The 21,457-nt window shown below is 48.8% G+C and carries 5 protein-coding genes; all 5 read left to right on the top strand.

What is annotated here, in order from left to right:
- Positions 1-26: 26 nt before the first annotated feature.
- The 5 genes from QGP82_RS01580 to QGP82_RS01560 are packed head-to-tail and all read left to right on the top strand — an operon-like array spanning position 27 to position 21,454.
- Complete coding sequence (locus tag QGP82_RS01580; protein ID WP_499056768.1) at positions 27-7,184, top strand: choline/carnitine O-acyltransferase; 7,158 nt, start codon at positions 27-29, stop codon at positions 7,182-7,184.
- A gap of 41 nt (positions 7,185-7,225) precedes the next feature.
- A complete protein-coding gene (locus QGP82_RS01575; RefSeq protein WP_499056767.1) occupies positions 7,226-17,812 on the top strand; it encodes an amino acid adenylation domain-containing protein in 10,587 nt (3,528 codons plus the stop codon).
- A 57-nt stretch (positions 17,813-17,869) separates the two neighbouring features.
- On the top strand, positions 17,870-19,051 hold the full coding sequence (locus QGP82_RS01570; RefSeq protein WP_499056765.1) for a TauD/TfdA family dioxygenase: 1,182 nt from the start codon (positions 17,870-17,872) through the stop codon (positions 19,049-19,051).
- Positions 19,052-19,063: 12 nt separating this feature from the next.
- Positions 19,064-19,693 (top strand): class I SAM-dependent DNA methyltransferase, encoded by a 630-nt coding sequence (locus QGP82_RS01565; RefSeq protein WP_499056763.1) that lies wholly within the window; start codon positions 19,064-19,066, stop codon positions 19,691-19,693.
- Between the two features lie 15 nt (positions 19,694-19,708).
- Positions 19,709-21,454 carry an MFS transporter gene (locus tag QGP82_RS01560; RefSeq protein WP_499056761.1) on the top strand — a complete coding sequence of 582 codons (1,746 nt, stop codon included), beginning with the start codon at positions 19,709-19,711 and terminating at the stop codon, positions 21,452-21,454.
- The last annotated feature ends 3 nt before the right edge of the window (positions 21,455-21,457 follow it).

The raw sequence follows: 21,457 nt of genomic DNA, 5'->3' as shown, positions 1-21,457 counted from the left end.
GACATCAGATCGGGAGTACTTGTTAAGTGAGTGTTGAGACCAGAAAAGACCCTATCGCGATCATCGGGCTTAGTTGCCGGTTTCCAGGCAGTGAAAATCCAGAAGCCTTTTGGGAGTTACTCAGGCGGGGTGGAGATGCAATTACCGAGATCCCCGACTCTCGATGGGATATTGATGCATTCTACGATCCAGATCCCGCCAAGCCTGACAAAATGAATACCCGTTGGGGTGGTTTTTTGCCCCAAGTGGATCAATTCGACCCACAATTTTTTAATATTTCTCCCCGTGAAGCCATCAACATGGACCCGCAACAGCGGCTCTTGTTGGAGGTGGCCTGGGAAGCTCTTGAAAATGCCAATATTATTCCACAACAGACGTCAGGGAAATCCGTGGGTGTTTTTACCGGAATTAGTACCCATGATTATTCTGTGTTGACCTGGGGCCATACTCAAAATGAACCCCATGCCGCCATTGGCACGGCTAATTCAATTGTGGCAAATCGCCTGTCTTATCTCTTTAATTGGACAGGTCCGAGCATGGCCATTGATACGGCTTGCTCGTCGTCGTTAGTGGCAGTTCATCTAGCCTGTCAAAGTCTCTGGAGGGGTGAATCTCCCCTAGCCATAGCTGGGGGAGCCAATATTCTGTTACTTCCCTCCAGTACGGTTAGCTTCTCGAAGGCTGGTTTTATGGCGGCAGATGGCCGGTGTAAAACGTTTGATGCCCGTGCAGATGGTTATGTCCGCAGTGAAGGGGTGGGGATTGTTGTCTTGAAGCCCTTGAGTCAGGCGCTGGCGGAGGGCGATCGCATCTATGCCGTCATTCGGGGCAGCGCCATCAACCAAGATGGCACCAGCAATGGGATTACGGCACCTAACCCTGTCTCTCAGGAGGCCGTGTTGCGGGCGGCCTATCGGGATGCAGATGTACTCCCCAGTCAAGTGCACTATGTCGAAACCCACGGTACCGGCACTAAGCTCGGCGACTATATTGAATTAAAGTCTTTGGGTAAGGTGCTAGCCGAGGGGCGGCAGCCAGGTGATATCTGTCGTGTTGGGGCGGTAAAAGCCAATATTGGTCACCTAGAGGCCGCCGCTGGCATTGCCGGTTTGATCAAGGTCGCCCTGTTACTCAAGCAGCGTGAAGTTCCGCCTCAGGCACTCTTTGAGTCCCCTAATCCCCATATCAAATTTCACAAGCTGCCGGTTCGAGTGCAACAGAAATTAGAACACTTACCCGAACAAGACGGCCCCATCCTGGCGGGTATCAGTTCATTTGGGTTTGGTGGAGCCAATGCCCATCTCGTCTTAGAATCAGCACCGGTTCAATCTGGAAAACAGCGACCAAACTCTCTCCAGTCGCACCATCCACCAGAGCAACGGCCTCTCAATTTACTCACCCTATCGGCCAAAACAGATCAAGCCCTCAAAGCACTGGCTGTCAGCTATCAAAACTATTTAGAAACGCATCCTGAGGTGGACCTGACAGATATTTGTTACACCACCAATGTAGGCCGATCGCATTTTGATCATCGTCTGGTGGTAACGGCAAACTCAATCAGTGATTTACAACAAAAACTGCAAGATTTTTGTGCTGGAGAAACAGCTCCTGGCATTACTGAGGGTGTGCTGGCAGTCACGGCATCTCAACCCAAAGTTGCGTTTTTATTTAGTGGTCAGGGGTCTCAATATTTTCGGATGGGACAGCAACTCTATAAAACCCAACCCATCTTCCGTCAGAGTATGGAGCAGTGTGATGCGATCTTAAAGCCTCATCTAGACCGGTCCATACTGGAGATTCTTTACTCGGCTACCGATCCTGAAGCAATAAAAGCGTTGCTCAATCAAACGGCCTTTACACAACCCGCCCTCTTTGCAATTGAATATGCTCTCTGTCAACTTTGGAAATCTTGGGGTATTCAGCCTGATGTCGTCATGGGCCATAGTGTGGGGGAATATGTAGCGGCTTGTATTGCTGGGGTTTTCAGCCTTGACGATGGTCTGAAGCTAATTGCAGCCCGTGGCCGTCTTATGCAAGCTCTGCCCAGGGGAGGGGGGATGGTTGCTGTTATGGCCTCTGGTACAAAGATTAACGCTATGCTGCAGGCTGAGGGGTTGGAGTCTGTTGCGATCGCAGCATTAAACAGCCCCAATAATACTGTTATTTCAGGTCCGCTAACCGATCTGCAACAGATCACAGCTGTGTGTGTAGCCCGGCAAATCAAAGTCACCCCCCTGAGGGTTTCCCATGGATTCCACTCAGTGTTAATGGAACCCATGCTGGCGGAGTTTCGCTCTGTCGCCGAGCAAATCAGTTACCAAAAACCTCGGCTACCCATGGTTGTCAATGTGACTGGTCAATACGTCACAGAACACCTGGCAACACCTGACTATTGGGTTAACCATGTGCGATCACCCGTGCGGTTTGCGGAGGGCATGGCCACCTTAGCAGGGCAGGGCCATAAAGTCTTTTTAGAAATTGGCCCTAAACCCATACTCATGGGCATGGGACAACAATGTCTACCCACTGGAGACTATCTCTGGCTACCTAGTTTATATCCAAAGCAAGGAAATGATTGGCAAATCCTCTTGCAAAGCCTGGGTAAGCTCTATGTCAAAGGAGCCAGGATCAATTGGTCTGGAGTCTATCAAGGGTATGACCCTCAAAAAGTTACTCTGCCCACCTATCCCTTCCAGCGTCAACGCTATTGGGTTGAGGTCACCAAACAACGCACACTGCCAGGCCAGGTAATGCATCCTCTCTTAGGTATCAAAACCGAAGTTGCAAGCGGAGCAACACTTTATAGCCAGCAATTCGCACCCAATCAAGGGTGGCTAGCCGATCATCAGGTGTACCAAAACACAATTATGCCCGGAGCTGCCTTTGCCGTCATGGCAATGGCCTCGCAGCAAGATCCTACTCAACTGCACGATGTGACCTTTGAGCGGCCTCTGCTGGTATCGGAACTCTGTGAACTCCAGCTACACCTGGAAACAGGAGGAGAGGGTGAACAGCAACGCTTCACCATTTATAGCCGCACATTATCCCAAGCCGGAACCTGGCAACTCCATAGCTATGGCCGTATTGGTCTCGCCTCCTCAGGTTCTGAATTCATCAATAAATACATCGATCTTGAACAACTCCAATCTCATCTCCCATCTCACTCAGTGGATCAGATGTATGAGCATTTAGGGGCCACTGGCCTCGAATTCGGCCCTGCATTTCGAGGGATTCAACAGCTATGGGGGGGAACTGGTGAATCCCTGGCTGAAGTAATGTTGCCTGAGGCACTGGTAGCTGCCGAACAAATCGAGCCGATTCATCCAGCCTTGTTAGATGCTTGTACCCAAACCCTCTTTGGTGCCATGGATGAGACTTTAGATGGTGGGCTCTATCTACCCCTGCGATATGGTCAGCTTGAGCTACAGCGCTCTGCCCCCTCCCATCTATTCTGCTATGCCCAGATCAGTGAAATTGATGCCACGGAGCAGACAATAACCTCGCATCTCACGTTTGTCGATGAGCAAGGTAACGTATTCGGCGGCATCCAAAACTTTGTTATTAAGCGAGCAGCTAGTGATAACCTGCTGCGAGAGCAAGTTCAATCAACAACGCAGTTGTTATATAAGACCCAATGGCAACCCGTCGTTCGCAATCAGACAGTCAATATTGAAACCACCATGGCACCATGGCTTATCTTGGGCGAGGTCGATGGTTGTGCCACCCTGAGTGAGCAGTTAGCGGCCCAAGAACAGTCGGTGTTGTGTGGTTTACCTGAACAATTGGCAGAGTTGCTCACTCAAGGGATAGCCCCAGACCCCACGGAGCATGCTGCCCTGACAGGCATTGTGCTGATCAGTACCGTCAATATGGACGATATGACCGCTGAGGTTGAGGAGAATGCCAATACCATTCTTCAGGTGGTTCAGACACTGCTAACTCAGGATGTGCCTCTACCCCAGGGGCTAACGCTGATAACTCAACGGGCCATAACAGTGGATGCCACAGCTGATGTAGCACCGGCTCAATCTGCACTCTGGGGCCTTGGCCGAACTATCCAGATTGAACAACCGCAACTCGGATTACGGCTACTGGATGTTGACAGCCTTGATACTGTCTCCTTGTCTGCAGGTTTAATGCACTCCATGGAGTCACAGTGTGTACTGCGGGAAGAACTGATCTTTGTGCCGAGACTTACTCGCACTCAACTCGACCGTACTCAACTCGACGTCGCTGAGTCGCTGAATATCCGAGCCGATGGCAGTTATCTCATTACTGGCGGATTAGGAGCCTTAGGTTTCCAGGCTTGCCAGTGGCTTCTGGAACAGGGAGCCCAGCATGTGGTGCTCAGCAGTCGGCGGGACGCTGATGAAGCCATTCGACAACAGCTTACTGAACTTGAACAAACCTATGACGGCACCATTGAAGTCCAAGCAGCGGATGTCACCAATCCGGAGCAAGTGAGTGAACTGATCAACGGCTTTGGCCAAAAATGGCCACATCTGGCTGGCCTGATCCATGCCGCTGGGATTCTTGATGACGGTAGCATCAGTGAACAAACACCTGAACGCTTTGCTCGGGTGCTTGCCCCCAAGGTGCAAGGTGCCTGGCATCTACACCAGGCCACGGTTCACCATGACTTAGATTTCTTTGTCCTCTATTCATCAGTAGCATCCACGTTGGGGTCTGCAGGACAGAGCAATTATGCCACCGCCAATGGATTCCTCGATGGTCTGGCCCAGCATCGTCGTGCGCTGGGGCGCTGCGGCACCAGCATAAACTGGGGACCGTGGGCCAATGTTGGCATGGCCGCTAATGCCACCGTGCGTGCCAACGTAGTCAAACGGGGACTGGTCCTCCTACAAGCTCAGGACGCCCACCAGGCAATGGCACAGTTACTGGCAACCGACACCTCCACCGGGATAGTCCTGGATGTCGACTGGAATCGCATGGGTCGCCACTTGGGGGGAGTGCGCTCTCCGATATTGAGTCAATTGATCTCCCTACCCACGCTCACTGGCCAGAGTGAGCTGGTTCAACAACTGCGAAACGCCCTCCCATCTGACCGCGCCTCCTTGTTGTTGCGTCATATTCAAGGAGAGCTACAACGGATTCTCGGCCTGGCTCAGTTGCCAAATCCAGATGAGAATTTCTTTGACCTGGGCATGGATTCACTCATGGCCGTTGAATTCCGTAACCGATTACAAGTCCAGCTACGGTTAGATATTCCGGTTACTCAATTTACGGGAAAAGCCAGTGTATTGGCGTTGGCCCAATTTGCCCATCAGCAGTTAAACCTTAAGATTTTCTCCATTGACTCTGCTAAAACGCCCATATCGCATGACAGTAATGCAGTCAGTGAGTCAGATAGTGTAGCTGATCTGCCTAAGATACCATTACCTTCTTTGGCGGAAACCTGCGATCGCTACCTGGAAATTGTCACACCGTTTTTAACAGAACCAGAACAAAGAAAGACCCAAGCAGCGGTCGAGAAATTCCTCACTGGCAGAGGCATTAAGCTACAAAAGCTCCTGGAAATTCATCATAACTCAACAACAAAGGGGTACATGTATGACTTCCGAGAACAAGAGTTTCTGTCTATCCGAAAACCCCTATCTGTTTTCCAAAATTATAATTTATTGTTTGAAGCTTCACCACAAGTCTCAGAGCTTAAGTGGTCTCGACAAATTGCATTATTAAGCAGTGGTGTCCTCCACTTTTACCTGAAAATTAAAAATGGTACCTTAGAACCCGACAAAGTAGGTGATATCCACCTCTGTATGTGTCAGTACGCCAGGCTCTTCCGCACCAATCGGATTCCTAAAATTGCCCAAGATAACCTCTATACTCCAACCCAACACCAGACTTTATCACCGTTAGCTAATGAGCATTTTATTGTTGCCCATGACAGTCAGTTCTATGTTGTCACCATCGATTTAAATAAAGCTGACACGTTAGTTCAGCAAGTGGAGAGACAGATTGATGATATTCTGAGTGCTCCCAAAGAAGAAATACCAACCGTTGGGCTATTAACAACCCTACATCGTACAGAATGGGCAGTTTTAAGGTCTGCATTGGCTTTATCTAATGCAACCGCACTGAAAGCAATAGATGCTGCCCTGTTTATCCTTTGTTTAGACCATGAAATCCCAGATACATTAGAAACATGGAGTCAGCAAACTCTGTATGGAAATGGTAGCAATCGCTGGTTTGATAAAACCTTACAATTAATTGTTACCCCTGGATGCAAATGGGGGGCAAATGTGGATCATGCCCCTGTGGATAGTTTATTAATTGCTCGATTGCTAAGAGATATAAGCAAATACATTGATACTTTTCTAGATCAACAACTAGTTGCATCAGTTTATCCTGCACAAGCACAAGATAAACTGATGCAGTCACCTACCAGGTTAGAATGGGTGCTCAGTAACGAGCTGACACAATCCATAGAACGGGCGAAATCGGAGTTCGATAAACTGTCGCAGACGTTTCAGTTTCGCAGTTTAACCATTGAAGGGTTAGGTGAGGACTTGATTGCTCGACATCAATTTAAGAATCCAGAGGCGATTGCTCAACTGATTTTGCAGCTGGCCTATGCCCGTTGCCATGGCCAGGTGGATAATATTTATCAACCCGTGTCCACTCGACATTTTCGTTATGGGCGCACAGAGGTTTTACGTCCGGTTACCCCAGAGTCATTGCACTTGATTCAATGTTTTGAACAGGGGGCTAATGCTGAAGACGGTTACGCAGCTCTTTGCCAGGCTATGGCTAAGCATGATCAGCGAAAATCTCTTTGTATGTCTGGCTACGGAGTGGATCGACATTTATTCGCCCTTCATGAACTAGCCAAACAACAAAATTTTATGCCTGAGATTTTTCAGGATAAGGCGTATACACAAGTTCTGACCAAAAGTGTTGTAGCCACCACTGGGTTTATGGAGTCTTTTCTAACTAAGTTTATGGGGGCGAAAGAAGATATAGAGAGGGGGATGTATCCAGGTTCCTTTGCACCGGATACCCCTGACGGTTATGGCTTTAGTTATATTTTGATGGGTGATTGTTTTCTCTGTGTCGTTACCAGTTGGTCAGGGTCGATCAACCAATTTACGCAATGTTTACAGCAGTCTGCAGAAGACGTTAAGGCATTGCTTATCAGTCAAATGCCTACATCTAAAATATAGACCGAAGGGGCGAATTTCTCAGGGTTTGGAGGATAAATCAATTGACAACGCAATCATTACATCAGTTATTAGCGACCTGGAACAATACTGCTGTTGATTATCCTCAAGTCTGCCTACATCAGCTGTTTGAACAACAGGTAGAACGAACACCTGATGCGATCGCAATTAGTTTCGAAGGCACTCAACTAACCTATCGCCTCCTAAACCAACGTGCCAATCAACTCGCCCACTATTTACAACGTCTCGCCATTGGTCCGGAGACCTTAGTTGGCATCTGTATTGAACGATCCCTGGAAATGATTGTGGGCATTTTAGGCATCCTCAAAGTGGGTGCCGCTTATGTCCCGTTTGATCCGGGCTACCCAAGAGAGCGCCTGGCCTATTTACTCTCCGACTCTCAAGTTTTAGTGGTGCTGACGAGTGAGGTTGCGGCTCCAGCATTGCCCACCTCTGCAGGCCACCAGATTTATCTCGATCGGGATTGGGCCATGATTGCCCGGCAACCCCAAACCAACCCTGCCAGTGCGGTTAATCCTGAGAATTTAGCCTATACCCTGTACACGTCAGGGTCTACCGGTAAACCCAAAGGGGCCATGAACACCCATCAGGGGATTTGCAACCGGTTGCTCTGGATGCAAGATGCCTATCAATTGCAACCAGATGATCGGGTGCTACAAAAAACACCCTTTAGCTTTGATGTCTCCATCTGGGAAATATTTTGGCCCTTAATCACCGGGGCACGTTTGGTGGTGGCGAGACCCGGTGGGCATCAAGATTCTGGTTATCTAGTAAAAACAATTGCTCAAGAACAGATAACCACATTACATTTTGTTCCCTCAATGTTGCAGGTTTTTCTAGACGAGAAAGACCTCACGATCTGTTCCTGTCTTAAACGGGTGATTTGTAGTGGTGAAGCGTTACCCTTTGCACTTCAGGAGCGTTTCTTTAGTTGTCTAGATGCAGACTTATATAACCTCTATGGTCCCACGGAGGCAGCGATTGATGTCACATTTTGGTGCTGTCAACGGGGCACGTCTGACAAAATTTTACCCATTGGTTACCCGATTGCCAATACACAAATTTACATCCTTGATGGTCAGCAACAACCTGTTTCCATTGGAGAAGTCGGAGAGTTATACATTGGCGGAGTTGGCTTAGCTCGGGGCTATCTCAACCAACCAGAGCTAACCGCTAAAAAGTTTATCGCCAATCCATTTAGTCCCCATCCTCAAGCTCGACTTTATCGGACAGGAGATTTAGCTCGCTACAGAGCCGATGGTGCCATCGAATATGTAGGTCGCTTAGACCATCAGGTGAAAATCAGGGGGTTTCGCATCGAATTGGGTGAGATTGAAGCGGTTTGCTACCAATATCCGGCGGTTAAAACAGCAGTCGTCGCTGCCCGCGAAGAGACACCTGGCGATCAGCGTTTAGTTGCTTATGTCGTTGCTAAGGACCAGGATGACCAGGCCAACTTAGATCTCCAAAATGAGCAGCTATCGCAATGGCAAACGGTCATTGATGCCACTTACCATGCCTTGGAGAAATCACCTGACCCCACACTCAATTTAGCAGGCTGGAATGATAGTTACACAGGACAGCCGATTCCAGCACCAGAAATGAGAGATTGGGTTGAACAAACTGTAGCCCGTATTTCGGCCCATCAGCCCAGACGAGTGCTAGAAATTGGCTGTGGCACCGGGATGCTGCTGCTACGCATTGCCTCTAGATGTGAGCACTATTATGGGATTGATCTGTCTCAGGCCGCATTAGACTTTATTGACCAACAGGTACAAGGCACAAGCTGGCAGGACAAAATCACCCTTACCCAGGCAACGGCCAATCAGCTTACCCAGCTTGAGACAGAGGGGCTGGACACCGTTATCTTGAATTCTGTTTTACAATTTTTTCCCACCGTTGACTACCTGGTGGCGGTCCTGGAACAGGCTGCTCAGAAGGTCACAGAGGGAGGGGTTATTTTTGTTGGAGATGTACGCAATTATGAATGGCTAAAAGCTTTTCATACGGATATTCAGCTTTCTAAAGCACCAGATTCTCTACCTTGGGAGCAACTGCAGCAAAGGATTAAAAAAAGTCTGAATGCTGACACGGATTTGACCATCACCCCCGAGTTTTTCCTCGCATTACAGCAGCAGATTCCGCAGATCAGCCATGTTGACATTCAATTAAAGCGAGGGCAAGCTCAAAACGAACTCACCCGCTTTCGCTACGATGTTGTCCTACACATTGGCAAGCAACAACAAACAGGACTCCCCATAACATGGCTGGACTGGCATGCGGATAAACAATCTCCTCCCCTGGACGTAGGGACTGTCAGACAGTGGCTGCAAACACAACAATCTGACCTGTTGGGTATTCGAAATGTCCTAAACCCTCGCCTCAGTCATCCATTTCAGGCGTTACGGTGGTTAAATGGCGAAACGCCATCCGGTATATCTACGGTTAAAGACTTACGGCAAAGCTTGCAATCCCAGCCAGAGTCAGGAATGAATCCAGAAGTCTGGTGGGAGCTAGCGGAGGAGTTGGCTTATACAATTTATCTAACGCCCTCTGGCTGTAATGCTCAAGATTGTTACAACGTTGTCTTTCAAAAAGAAGGACAATCTAATGGTCCACTGTTAGATTACCTCGGTACTAATGTCGACTCTCGACCCTGGGCGACTTATAGTAATAATCCGTTGCGATCGCAACTCACTGGCAAATTAGAAACCAAATTACGCCAATATCTACAAGAGCAGCTGCCAGACTACATGGTGCCGTCAACGTTTGTGCTGTTGGACAAAATGCCCCTCACCCCCAATGGCAAAATTGATCGCCGAGCCTTACCGGCACCCGATCGCCAGCGCCGCGAATTAGAGACCGAGCTAGTCTTCCCCCAATCAAAGCTGGAGCAGGACATTGCTCAAATCTGGCAAACTGTGCTTCAGCTGGACGTTGTTGGTATCCATGACAATTTCTTTGATCTAGGTGGTAACTCTTTACTTTTAAACCAAATCTATAGCCAGTTAGCTGACCATCATGGTGGGATACTACTGTCAATGGTCACGTTATTTCAGTACCCCACCATCAGTGCCCTCGCTAAGTATTTAGAGCAGGCATTACAGCAGCAGCCATCACCGGCAAAGCAACCTTCTCGCTCTTCTCTAAAGTCTCGTCAAACCCATGGTGGGACTAGTGATATCGCCATCATTGGCATGGCAGGCCGTTTCCCTGGGGCCAATAATCTGGAAGAGTTTTGGCAAAATCTGCGCGATGGCGTAGAGTCAATTACATTTTTTGCGGATCAAGACTTAGATGTTAACGATGCGGACCTTGTTCATCGGCCTAATTACGTGAAAGCCGGTGCGGTCTTGCCCGAGATCGATCAGTTTGATGCCGCTTTCTTTGGGTACAGTGCCCGTGAAGCCGAACTGATTGATCCGCAGCAGCGCATCTTGCTGGAATGTGCCTGGGAAGCCTTTGAACATGCCGGGTATACCCCTGAAACCTATCCTGGTTTAGTGGGCACTTACGTAGGGTCTGGCCTCAACACGTACCTACTCAATAACGTCCACCCAAATCGAGGATTTTCCCACCACAGAACCTTTTTAGAATCAGCCACCGATTTGCAAGTCCGGTTGGGCAATGCAAACTTCAGCTTGCCCACTCGCATTGCCTACAAACTTAATCTTAAAGGTCCCAGTCTAAATATCCAGACAGCTTGCTCCACCTCTCTGGTATCTGTCCATGTGGCGTGTCAAAGTCTCCTTGCCGGAGAATGTGATCTGGCCGTCGCTGGTGGCGTTGCCATTACAGCCCCTCAACAGGTGGGCTATCTCTATGAAGCAGGTAGTATTTCTTCCCCAGATGGCCACTGTCGAGCCTTCGATGCTGAGGCTGAGGGGACCGTTTTTGGTAATGGTGCAGGTATTGTTATCTTAAAACGATTACAACAAGCCCTAGTAGATGGTGACACCATCTACGCAGTGATCAAAGGATCGGCGGTGAACAATGATGGCGCGCTCAGGATTGGTTACAGTGCCCCAGGCGTTGAGGGACAGGCGGCAGTGATTGCGGAGGCCCAGGCTAGGGCTGGCGTTGATGCGGATACGATCACCTATGTCGAGGCCCACGGCACTGCCACACGCTTGGGGGATCCCATTGAAGTCACTGCATTAACCCAGGCCTTTCGTCAAACTAGCCAGCGGCAGCAATATTGCGCGCTAGGGTCTGTTAAAACAAATATTGGCCATTTAGCCGAAGCCGCAGGCATTGCCGGATTAATTAAAACCATCTTGTCCCTGACATATAAACAAATTCCGGGCAGTTTGCATTTCAAACACCCCAATCCTGAGATTGATTTTGCTGAAAGTCCCTTCTATGTCAACACCCACCTGACAGACTGGGTCACCGACAAGATTCCCCGCCGTGCTGGGGTAAGTTCCTTTGGCATGGGTGGTACCAATTGTCATCTTATTTTAGAGGAAGCACCCAACCTAGTAACAGAACCTGTAAAACAGAATTCACTAACCCCACCTTTGCAACGTCCATGGCATCTATTAGCCATCTCTGCTCAAACCGATACTGCGCTGAGAACTTTAGCAGATCAGTATATTGATTATCTGGCATCTGATGCAGTTGGAACCTTGGACAACATCTGTTTCACAGCCAATATAGGTCGTCAGCACTGGTCACATCGACTCGTCATTGTCGCCTCTTCCATATCAGAACTCCGGCAACAATTACTTGCTTTCACGGCAGCACCTGCCTCAACGTTACCTGCCTCAACTTTTAAATCCTCTAACTCTAGCGGTTTAAAAGAACCAAATCCAGGCAATCACATTGCTTTTCTTTTTACAGGACAGGGATCTCAATATGTGGGTATGGGGCGTCAATTATACGAGACTCAACCATTGTTCCGTGAGACCCTCGATCACTGTAACAACATTCTCCGAGCCTACCTAGATCTAGATATTCTGAATATTCTCTACCCAGATATCGTAGAAGAGGGGCAGGCACAAGGCCAGCCCCTACAGTCTGATTCCCTCTCTTCCCCTCTCTCTCTCTCTCCTTCCCCCCTCGACCAGACCATATATACCCAACCTGTTCTTTTCGCCATTGAATATGCCCTATTCAAACTCTGGCAATCCTGGGGCATTCAGCCCCAGGTGGTGATGGGCCATAGCGTTGGAGAATATGTGGCAGCCTGCGTTGCCGGTGTTTTTAGTCTTGAAGACGGACTCAAGCTGATAGCGGCACGGGGTAGGTTGATGCAGGCATTGCCCGCCAATGGGGCCATGGTCGCCACCATCGCTGCTGAGCACAAGGTGCGTGAGGACATTGCAGCAGCAGGCGTCACCGTTGCCATTGCCGCCGTGAATGGACCCGAGAGCGTCGTATTTTCGGGACAGCACGATGCGGTCCATGCGGTAGCGGCAAGATTAGAAGCCCAGGGCATTAAGGTCAAGCCTTTAGCTGTTTCTCATCCGTTTCATTCTGCGTTGATCGAGCCGATGCTGGGTGACTTGAAACAAGTACTCCAGGAGATTCAGTTTTCTCTCCCTCAAATCCAACTGATTTCTAATGTGACTGGCACGTTAGTGACTGAGGAAGTAACAACAGCGAATTACTGGTGCCGTCATGCCCGTGAAACTGTTCAATTTGCCAAGGGCATTGAGCACCTGAGACACCAAGGGATCGATCTATTTGTTGAAATTGGCCCAAAGCCCACACTATTGGGCATGGCACGGCTCTGTTACTCCAATAGTCCTCCGCCTTGTCCACCCCTATGGTTACCCAGCTTGCATCCCTCAAAAAATGACTGGCAACAGCTGCTGACCAGTTTGGCTGCACTTTACCAACAGGGGCTTGCTGTGGACTGGTCGGGGGTTGCCCGAGGGGATGATCGTCGTCGCCTGCCTCTGCCCACCTATCCCTTCCAACGGGAACGCTACTGGATTGAGGTGAAACCCCAAACACCAACACCGCCCATAGTTTCAAACCCTGACTCAGCGCTTTTTCCAAAGCAGATCCAACAGAGCCACCCACTGCTAGGCTGTCCTGTGCCCTTGGCCGGAAGCCAGGAATTACGATTCCAGGCCGACCTGCATCCAGATTCACCCGCCTGGCTAAAAGATCACCGCATTTTTGAAACGCCGCTGCTGCCTGCAACCGGCTACATAGAAATGGCCCTGGCCGTCGGAACAATCGCCCTAGAATCAAACTCTCTCTTTCTCAAAGATATCAATTTTAAGCAAGCGTTAATCCTGCCTGAAACGGCCCATCAGGTGGTTCAAACTGTGTTAACCCCAGAGAAATCCACCTATCGGTTTGAAATCTATAGCCTTCATCAATCGTCCTGGATATTGCATGCCACTGGTCAGATTTTGCCATCGAGACCTAAAAACGAAATCGGAGTCACACTGCCGGACCTGGCCACACTGAAGGCACAGTGTAACCAGCCTATTGCGCGGGAGACATTATACGACCGGTTTGATCAGCAGCAGATGCACTATGGCCCCAGTTTTCAGGTAATCACACACCTGTGGCTAACAGATAACCTGGCCCTGGGGCAGATTGAATTAGGAGACCTTGAGGCCAGGGATCTGGCCAATTATCACCTGCACCCCATTATTTTAGATGCCTGTCTGCAAGTCTTAGACCTGCTGCTTCTAACGGACCATATACCCGGCAAAACCTATGTGCCCGTGGGGATTGATCGCCTACAAGTCTATGGGCGGGCCACCCAAGAAACCTGGGCATTTGCACAACTACAGCCACTGGAGAGGAACAGTGCAGGTGCTGAAATCAGAGCTAATTTTGGATTGTATAGCCCCGACGGTCAGCCCATTGCTTGGCTAGAAGGGGTGCGGCTCCATCCAGTGGAACACCGACAAATTCAACGCCAGGCGACAACGAGCACTCCAACCTGGCAAGACTGGTGGTATTCGGTTGAATGGCAATGCAAACCGCGTGCTAATGCTGCCCATAGTGCCAGGTCAATCCCTCAACACTGGTTAATCTATGCCGATAATCAGGGCATTGGGGAAAAATTGGCGGTTTTGCTGGAGCACCAGGGGCATGATTGCACATTAGTCTTTCAATCTGAAACAGGTCACCCGCAATCCCATGAACAACCACTGACCACCCGCCCCCTCACAGGGGTTATTCAGTTATGGAGCTTAAATTGGCCCTCGTTGCCGCACCAGGATAATTCAGATAGCTCAGCCACCTATTTAAAGCAAGCGACTCAAGCCAGCTGCCAGGCCACACTGCATTTGGTCCAGGCTTTGGTGAAAACATATCGGGAATTGCCGAAGCTGTGGTTGGTAACACGAGGTACCCAAGCGGTTATTTCCAACGAACCAGTCCCTGGCCTAGCTCAAGCCCCTTTGTGGGGGATGGCCAAGACAATTGCCCTGGAACATCCCGGATTCAACTGTTGCCTGGTGGATTTAGAGGCGGCAGCAGTTGACATAGACCATGACATCAGGCAGCTTTGGGCTGAGATTGCCCCCAGAGCTGCCACCTCGCCCCAGGAACCCCACATCGCCTTCCGCCAGACAAAACGCTACGTGGTACGACTCAACCATTATGTACCGGGAAATTCTCACATTTCAGATAACGACCGATCACCAACAGAATCCTGCCAATTAGACATTTCTGAACGGGGTAATCTCGATCAGCTATCTCTTGTTCCGGTGGCAGTCCCCCAACCCCAAGCAGGAGAAATTGCGATCGCAGTTCAAGCCACCGGTCTCAACTTTCGAGATGTGCTCAATGCCCTGGGACTTTACCCAGGCAATCCTCCCCTGGGTTCCGAATGTGCGGGATACGTTGTCGCCTTGGGTGCTGGCGTCACCACCTTTAAGGTGGGTGATCCCGTTTTGGCGATTGCCCAAAATAGCTTTGCGAGTTACGTGACCACCCCGGCAGAATTAGCGATCGCAAAACCCACCCATCACAGCTTTGTCGACGCCGCCACCCTTCCCGCTGCATTTTTAACCGCCTACTGGTGTTTACATCACCAGGCCCATATTGCCCAGGGCGATCGCGTTCTCGTCCATTCTGTCGCAGGGGGCGTCGGCCAGGCCATTTTGCAACTGGCACAGCAAGCTGGAGCCGAGGTGTTTGGTACAGCTAGCCCGGCTAAATGGTCGGTATTGCAGGCCCAGGGATTGACCCCCATGATGAACTCCCGCACCCTGGAGTTTGCTGATCAGGTGATGGCCAAGACAGACGGTCAGGGCGTGGACCTGGTGATCAATACGCTGACGGGTGACGGGTTTATCGCCAAAAGCCTGGAAATTGTTGCCCCCAACGGTTGTTTTTTGGAACTCTCCAAACGCAATATTTGGAGTGCCGAGCAGGTCGCCCAGGTCCGACCCGATATTCACTATGAAATTGTGGATTTAGTCGAGGTCTTTGCCCAGCAACCTGCACTTATTCAACAGATGTTGCAAACGCTGATGGCAGACTTTGCGGCAGGCAGTCTGCAGCCATTACCCAAAACCCTATTTCCTTTGCAACAGGCTACCGATGCCTTTCGCTATATGCAACAGGCAAAACATATCGGTAAGGTGGTGGTGACACAAACACCGGGCAATGGTGCTGCGATCGCACCGGTAAAATCGGCAACTGGAGAGGTGTGTATTGATTGCGATCGCACCTATCTGATCGCTGGGGGCCTGGGGGCTTTGGGGTTACAGGTCGCAGGCTGGTTAATTGAGAAAGGAGCAAAGTATTTAATTCTCCTGGGTCGCAGTGAGCCATCCCCCGACATCCAGCAAAAAATCCAAGCCTGGCAGGCCCAGGGCATCACCATTGACGTCGCTCAAGTCGATCTGACCGATATCCAACAGGTTGCCAGCCTCCTCACTAGAATTGACCAGGAAGCACCCCCTTTGGCCGGCATTTTTCATACAGCTGCCATCCTCGACGATAGCGTCATCACCCAGCAATCCTGGGAGATGTTTGAGCGGGTGTTAGGGCCTAAAGTTCAGGGAGCCTGGCATTTGCATAGGCTTACTCAAACCCAGCCCCTCGATTACTTTGTTCTCTTCTCATCCACAGCCTCTCTGTTAGGGTCCGCAGGGCAAGCTAACTACTGTGCTGCCAATGCTTTTTTAGATAGTCTGGCAGCCTATCGCCGCTCCTGCGGTTTACCTGCCACCAGTATTAATTGGGGACCCTGGTCAGAAATCGGTCTGGCCACACACACACCGCAGCTCTTGCAGCGACTGGCCCAGGCGGGTATGGGCAGCATCAGACCAACCCAGGGCATCCAGATTTTAGAACAGGTTTTAAAGGAGCAGCCCTCCCAGGTCGGCATTATGCCCATGGACTGGCCAAAATTCCAGCAACAAACAGTATCAACCTCCCCATTCTTAAACGATATTTTAGATAAAGATATTTTAGAGAAAACCCAACCCAACCAGCTTCAGCACCTCTCCAGTGACCAGTTGCAGGCGCAGTTACTCAGTCTTTCCCCAGCAGCGCGTATTCAACACTTAATGGAGAATGTACGCTCTCAAGTTGCCCACATTCTAGGAATACGCGATTCGGAAAACATTAGTCCAGAACAGCGTTTAATCAGCCTGGGTTTAGATTCTCTCATGGCAATCGAATTAAATAATCGCCTGCAAGCCAGACTGGGTTGCACCCTAAGCTCAACCGTGTTGTTTGATTATCCGACCCTAGAAAAACTTGTCCAGCATCTGGATGCTGAATTGGCTGCCAAATTTAACCTGGAAGCTTTGCCAATAGCTACAGACACGTCCTTCCATTCCACCCTTGTTCCCATTCAATCCAACGGAACTCGACCCCCACTATATTTTGTCCCTGGCATTCTGGGGAATGTCTTTTATTTAGAATGTTTGGCCCATTACTTGGGTGCAGATCAACCTGTTTATGGGTTACGTTCCTTAGGTCTCGATGAAGATCTAACCCCCTATACAACCATTGAAACCATTGCCGCCCATCACCTCCAGGCTATTCAACAAGTCCAACCCCAGGGACCGTATAAATTAGGGGGACACTCATTCGGGGGCAAGGTCGCTTTTGAAATTGCTCGACAGCTCCATCAGCAAGGTCAGTCAGTCTCACAGTTGGCCTTGCTCGATATTCCAGCGGGGATAACTAACCAAACTCAAGCCGTTAAAAGCTGGAATCAGGCTGACTACATTGCCTATTTAGGCTATGAATGGGGCAGCAGTTTGGGCCAAAATTTACATATCTCCAGTGAACAGTTACAAACTCTCTCACTACCACAACAGATTGAGTATCTGCAGCAAATGTTAAAAGATAGCGGTCAATTATATACCTACGATCAACTGTCTCGAATCCTGCAGGTTTACCAGGCCAATACCCAGGCCACCATTCACTATGATCCATCTATCCCAGAGCATAGCGATTTGATCTCAACTGTTCTCTTTCGTGCTAAAGAGGCCTCCCCAATGCCTGAATTTTTACCCGATCGCCATCAGACCCAGCTCGATCCCACCTGGGGTTGGCAGCAGTATCTCAAGCAACTTGATTACAAACTTGTTCCAGGCAACCATTTCACCATGCTTAAAGTTCCAAACGTTCAGTATTTAGCGACTCAGCTCTCAGCCTGGTTAACCACTTAATCTGGTAACTATCTCACCCCTATGAGCAACAACAGAAACTTAGACGCTTAGAATTTTATGCAGCCAAGTAGTACTCAAATACATCAACCGCAGACTAGTGAGCCCGTCCCTTTGCACGATACCTTTTTACGTGTCAGGGGCAAACGCTTTCATTACCTTTGGCTAAGAGATAACTGTTTATCACCAGAGTGCCATCATGCTAGTTCATTCCAAAAAATCTATGACATTAGCGATCACCCAGTTCCCCCACGCCCCCATGCCGCTTGGATAGACGATGACAAGCTAGTGATTGATTGGCAAGAAGAGCCACCCCACCGTAGTAGTTTTCCACTTACCTGGTTGTTAAGCCAAACCTACGACGGAGACAATCATACTCATACCTTGAGGACACCGAACTCTCAATTAGAGGGTAAAAAAACTCTCTGGAATCAGGCCCAGCTAAAGGCCCAAGGATTTGAAAAGCTTGACTTTCAAGCTTGCTCGCTACCAACCTTGATTGAGCAATTGGATGTTTTAGGATGTGTCTGCCTACGCAATGTGCCATGGCCAGCCTTAGATCCATTTGTGCGGTCAATTGGTCCGGTTTATGAGCTGCTGGACCTCGGACGCTATTCTACTGTTCAAGCCGCTGCTAATAACCACGATTTATCCTATGAAGGCAATGCGCTACCGCCCCATACTGATCTGACCTATATCCCCGCGCCGCCAGTGGTTCAACTACTTTATTGTGTCGAAAATCAAGCCACTGGCGGAGAAACAGTTTTAGTGGATGGGTTTCGCGTCGTCCAAGACTTTTGTGCAGATCATCCTGATCTCTTTCAAATCTTAGCCACATCTGACGTTCAATTTCGACAATTTTTTGAACAGGCTGGTTACTTTACTTCCCATAAAACCCCAATTATTAAACTTGATAAAGCTGGAGATATCACTCAACTTTACTTTAGTCATAAAAACTTTGGTCTGCATTTAGCATTTGAAAAACTAGAACAGTTTTATCAAGCCTATATTATGTTTTCTCAGTATTTGAAAAATCCAGCGTATCAATACTGGTTTAGACTCAACCCCGGTGACTGTCTTTTACTCCAAAACTTTAGAATTTTGCATGGACGTAGCGCGTTTGATCCAAGTTCTGGCCCCAGGCATCTTAAAGTCGCTTATCTAGAATGGGCCTATTTCACAGGTCGTCGTGATTTTCCAGTTTTGCGGCCTTTTTATCAAGTTGAATCACCCATCAATTGAGGAATGAGCGAGATGAATGTCCATGAAAAAGTGCAATGGGTCTATCAATCAAAAAATAACCAGGATCTAGTCGAGCGCTACGATGCTTGGTCTGCCGAGTATGAACACGATCTAGAAGATCTCTCAGGCTATGTCGGTCCCCAACGGACGGTGGAGGTCTTGACCCAGTATTTACCCTACACCGCAAAAATTTTAGACGCAGGCGTTGGCACCGGATTGGTGGGTAAGGCACTGCATGCTCAAGGTTTCACTCATCTTGAAGGTATCGATCTCTCTGAGGGCATGCTGAAAAAAGCGGCAGAAAAAGGGATCTACCAAGCGCTGTACCGGCGGGTAATGGGTGACCCCCTAGGTTTTCTTGACAATTCATATGATGGAATTATCAGTGTAGGTGTCTTTACCTATGGCCATGCTCCCAGTAAAACATTTGAGGAATTGATCCGAATCACCAAACCGGATGGATATATTATTTTCCCCCTACGACCTGAATTTTATGAAAGTAGTGACTTTAAAGCCAAAATGCTTGACTTAGAAGTCTCGGGTAAGTGGCAACTGGTTTCACAAAGTAACAAAATTCAGCCACTGCCCCAGCTTTCACCTGAACTTGACTATCAAATTTGGGTCTATCAAGTCAATAAATAATTAAATCTTGAACAAATGACAACCCTGCAAGATCGAGAGAAAAAGGTGTTAGCAATTTTGCTGACGAGTACCCTTTTGGATTATCTCGGTGCTGGCATTATTATTCCACTATTACCCTTCTACGCAAAAACCTTTGGTGCCTCCCCCTTAGAAATTGGACTTTTATTTAGCGTTTTACCTTTTATGGGTATTTTCGCACCCGTTTTTTGGGGCAGTTTGAGTGATCGGATCGGCCGCCGCCCCACCATACTCTTTAATATTGCTGGCACAACCCTGGGATTTTTATGTCTTACCATTGCCAACACACTACCAATACTTTTCCTGGCACGAATAATCGGCGGTGCAGCCAGTGCCAGCACTGTTATTGTTCAGTCATATATCTCTGATTTAACCACTCCTGAACAGCGTACCCAAACCCTAAGTTTTCTCGATGCTGCCGCAGGCATTGGCTTTATCTTAGGGCCTGTGATTGCTGGGCTACTAATTGGCAGTGACCAAGCCCAGCCTAATTTTCGGACACCGGGTTTGGCAGCAACCATTGCCTCTGGCTTAACATTTTGTATGGCTTTTATAGCTCTCCCTCGAAAGCATGTGGGACGGATAGCTCTAGCCAGTAAAAAAATTACCTCACCCAAACGATTTCTGAAGGAAATCAGGCATACACTGCGGCGTTCCTTGATTGGCAGCTTGATCCTGGTGGTTTTCGCCATGGTTTTTGTTGGAATGGGGCTACATACCACCTTGGCCCTTTGGTGTGATGCTCGATTAGGTTGGGGACCTCGGCAATTTGGCTATCTCATCGTAGGCTACTGCCTGGCTACCGCAGTCATCCAAATCGGTGTAATGGGACGCCTCGTGCGTTGGTTGGGCGAAGTTAAATTGATTCTCTTAAGCTTGGTCCTGATGATAGCAGGACTTGTCTTAATTACTTTTTCAAGCACAGGCCCTCAACTGGTTGGGGCGATGCTGCTGTTCGTTGTGGCTGATGCTACAGGTAACCCCACCCTGACTAGTTTATTAAGTCATCTATCGGGTGCCAAACAACAAGGTAAAACCCTTGGAATCATGGAGTCTGTTTCAAGTCTGGCCAGTTGTTTAGGGGCTATTTGGGGTGGCTTTTTATTTGAGATTTTGGGGACAAATTGGCCCTACTGGATTAATGCGATATTGCTATTGATCGGTGCCTTCTTTGGCTGGCAGCGGATTACCCAATCCCGACTATCAAGAGTGATGCAGCGACGTCGTCAGCAAAAATCAATGCACTTATTTGATCTGCTAGATCAGGATCAAAACGATGTGATTGAATTACAAGATTTCCAGAGATTGGGTCAAGAGTTAGCGAACATTAGAGGTTGGAATCCTGAAACATCAGATTATCAAGTTTTACAAGGATCGCTCACAAGGTTTGGTCGATTATTGCAACAGCTAGCCGATCAAGATGGGAATAAGAAAATTGATCGCGCCGAATGGTTACATTGCTTAGAGCATAGAATTGATTACGATTTCACAAACCTGTTTCTGAATATGATTGATGCAGATGGTGATGGGCAGGTAACGGTCAAGGAACTCAGAGATTTTTATCAAGCCACTGGCATCAATACAACAGAGCTGGAGGAATCCTTTGATATCTTGGACCTCAATCAGGATGGCCATCTATGCCAGGAGGAATTTGAAAAAGCTGTGACTCAATTTCTATATGACGAAGATTTACAAGCACCTGGCAATTGGATCTTTGGGGTAAGTTTACCAAGGCAGTTGTAAACC

It is taken from the genome of Leptothoe sp. LEGE 181152 (genome assembly GCF_032906605.1).
In the GTDB taxonomy this organism is placed as follows: domain Bacteria; phylum Cyanobacteriota; class Cyanobacteriia; order Phormidesmidales; family Phormidesmidaceae; genus Leptothoe; species Leptothoe turfae.
The sequence above is the reverse complement of the archived record's forward strand: the minus strand, read 5'-3'. Positions and strand labels throughout refer to the sequence as shown.

Excerpts from the sequence above, each read along its gene's own strand:
- QGP82_RS01560 (WP_499056761.1), top strand. The coding sequence starts at position 19,709 with ATGACAACCCTGCAAGATCGAGAGAAAAAGGTGTTAGCAATTTTGCTG.
- QGP82_RS01570 (WP_499056765.1), top strand. The coding sequence starts at position 17,870 with ATGCAGCCAAGTAGTACTCAAATACATCAACCGCAGACTAGTGAGCCC.
- QGP82_RS01565 (WP_499056763.1), top strand. The coding sequence starts at position 19,064 with ATGAATGTCCATGAAAAAGTGCAATGGGTCTATCAATCAAAAAATAAC.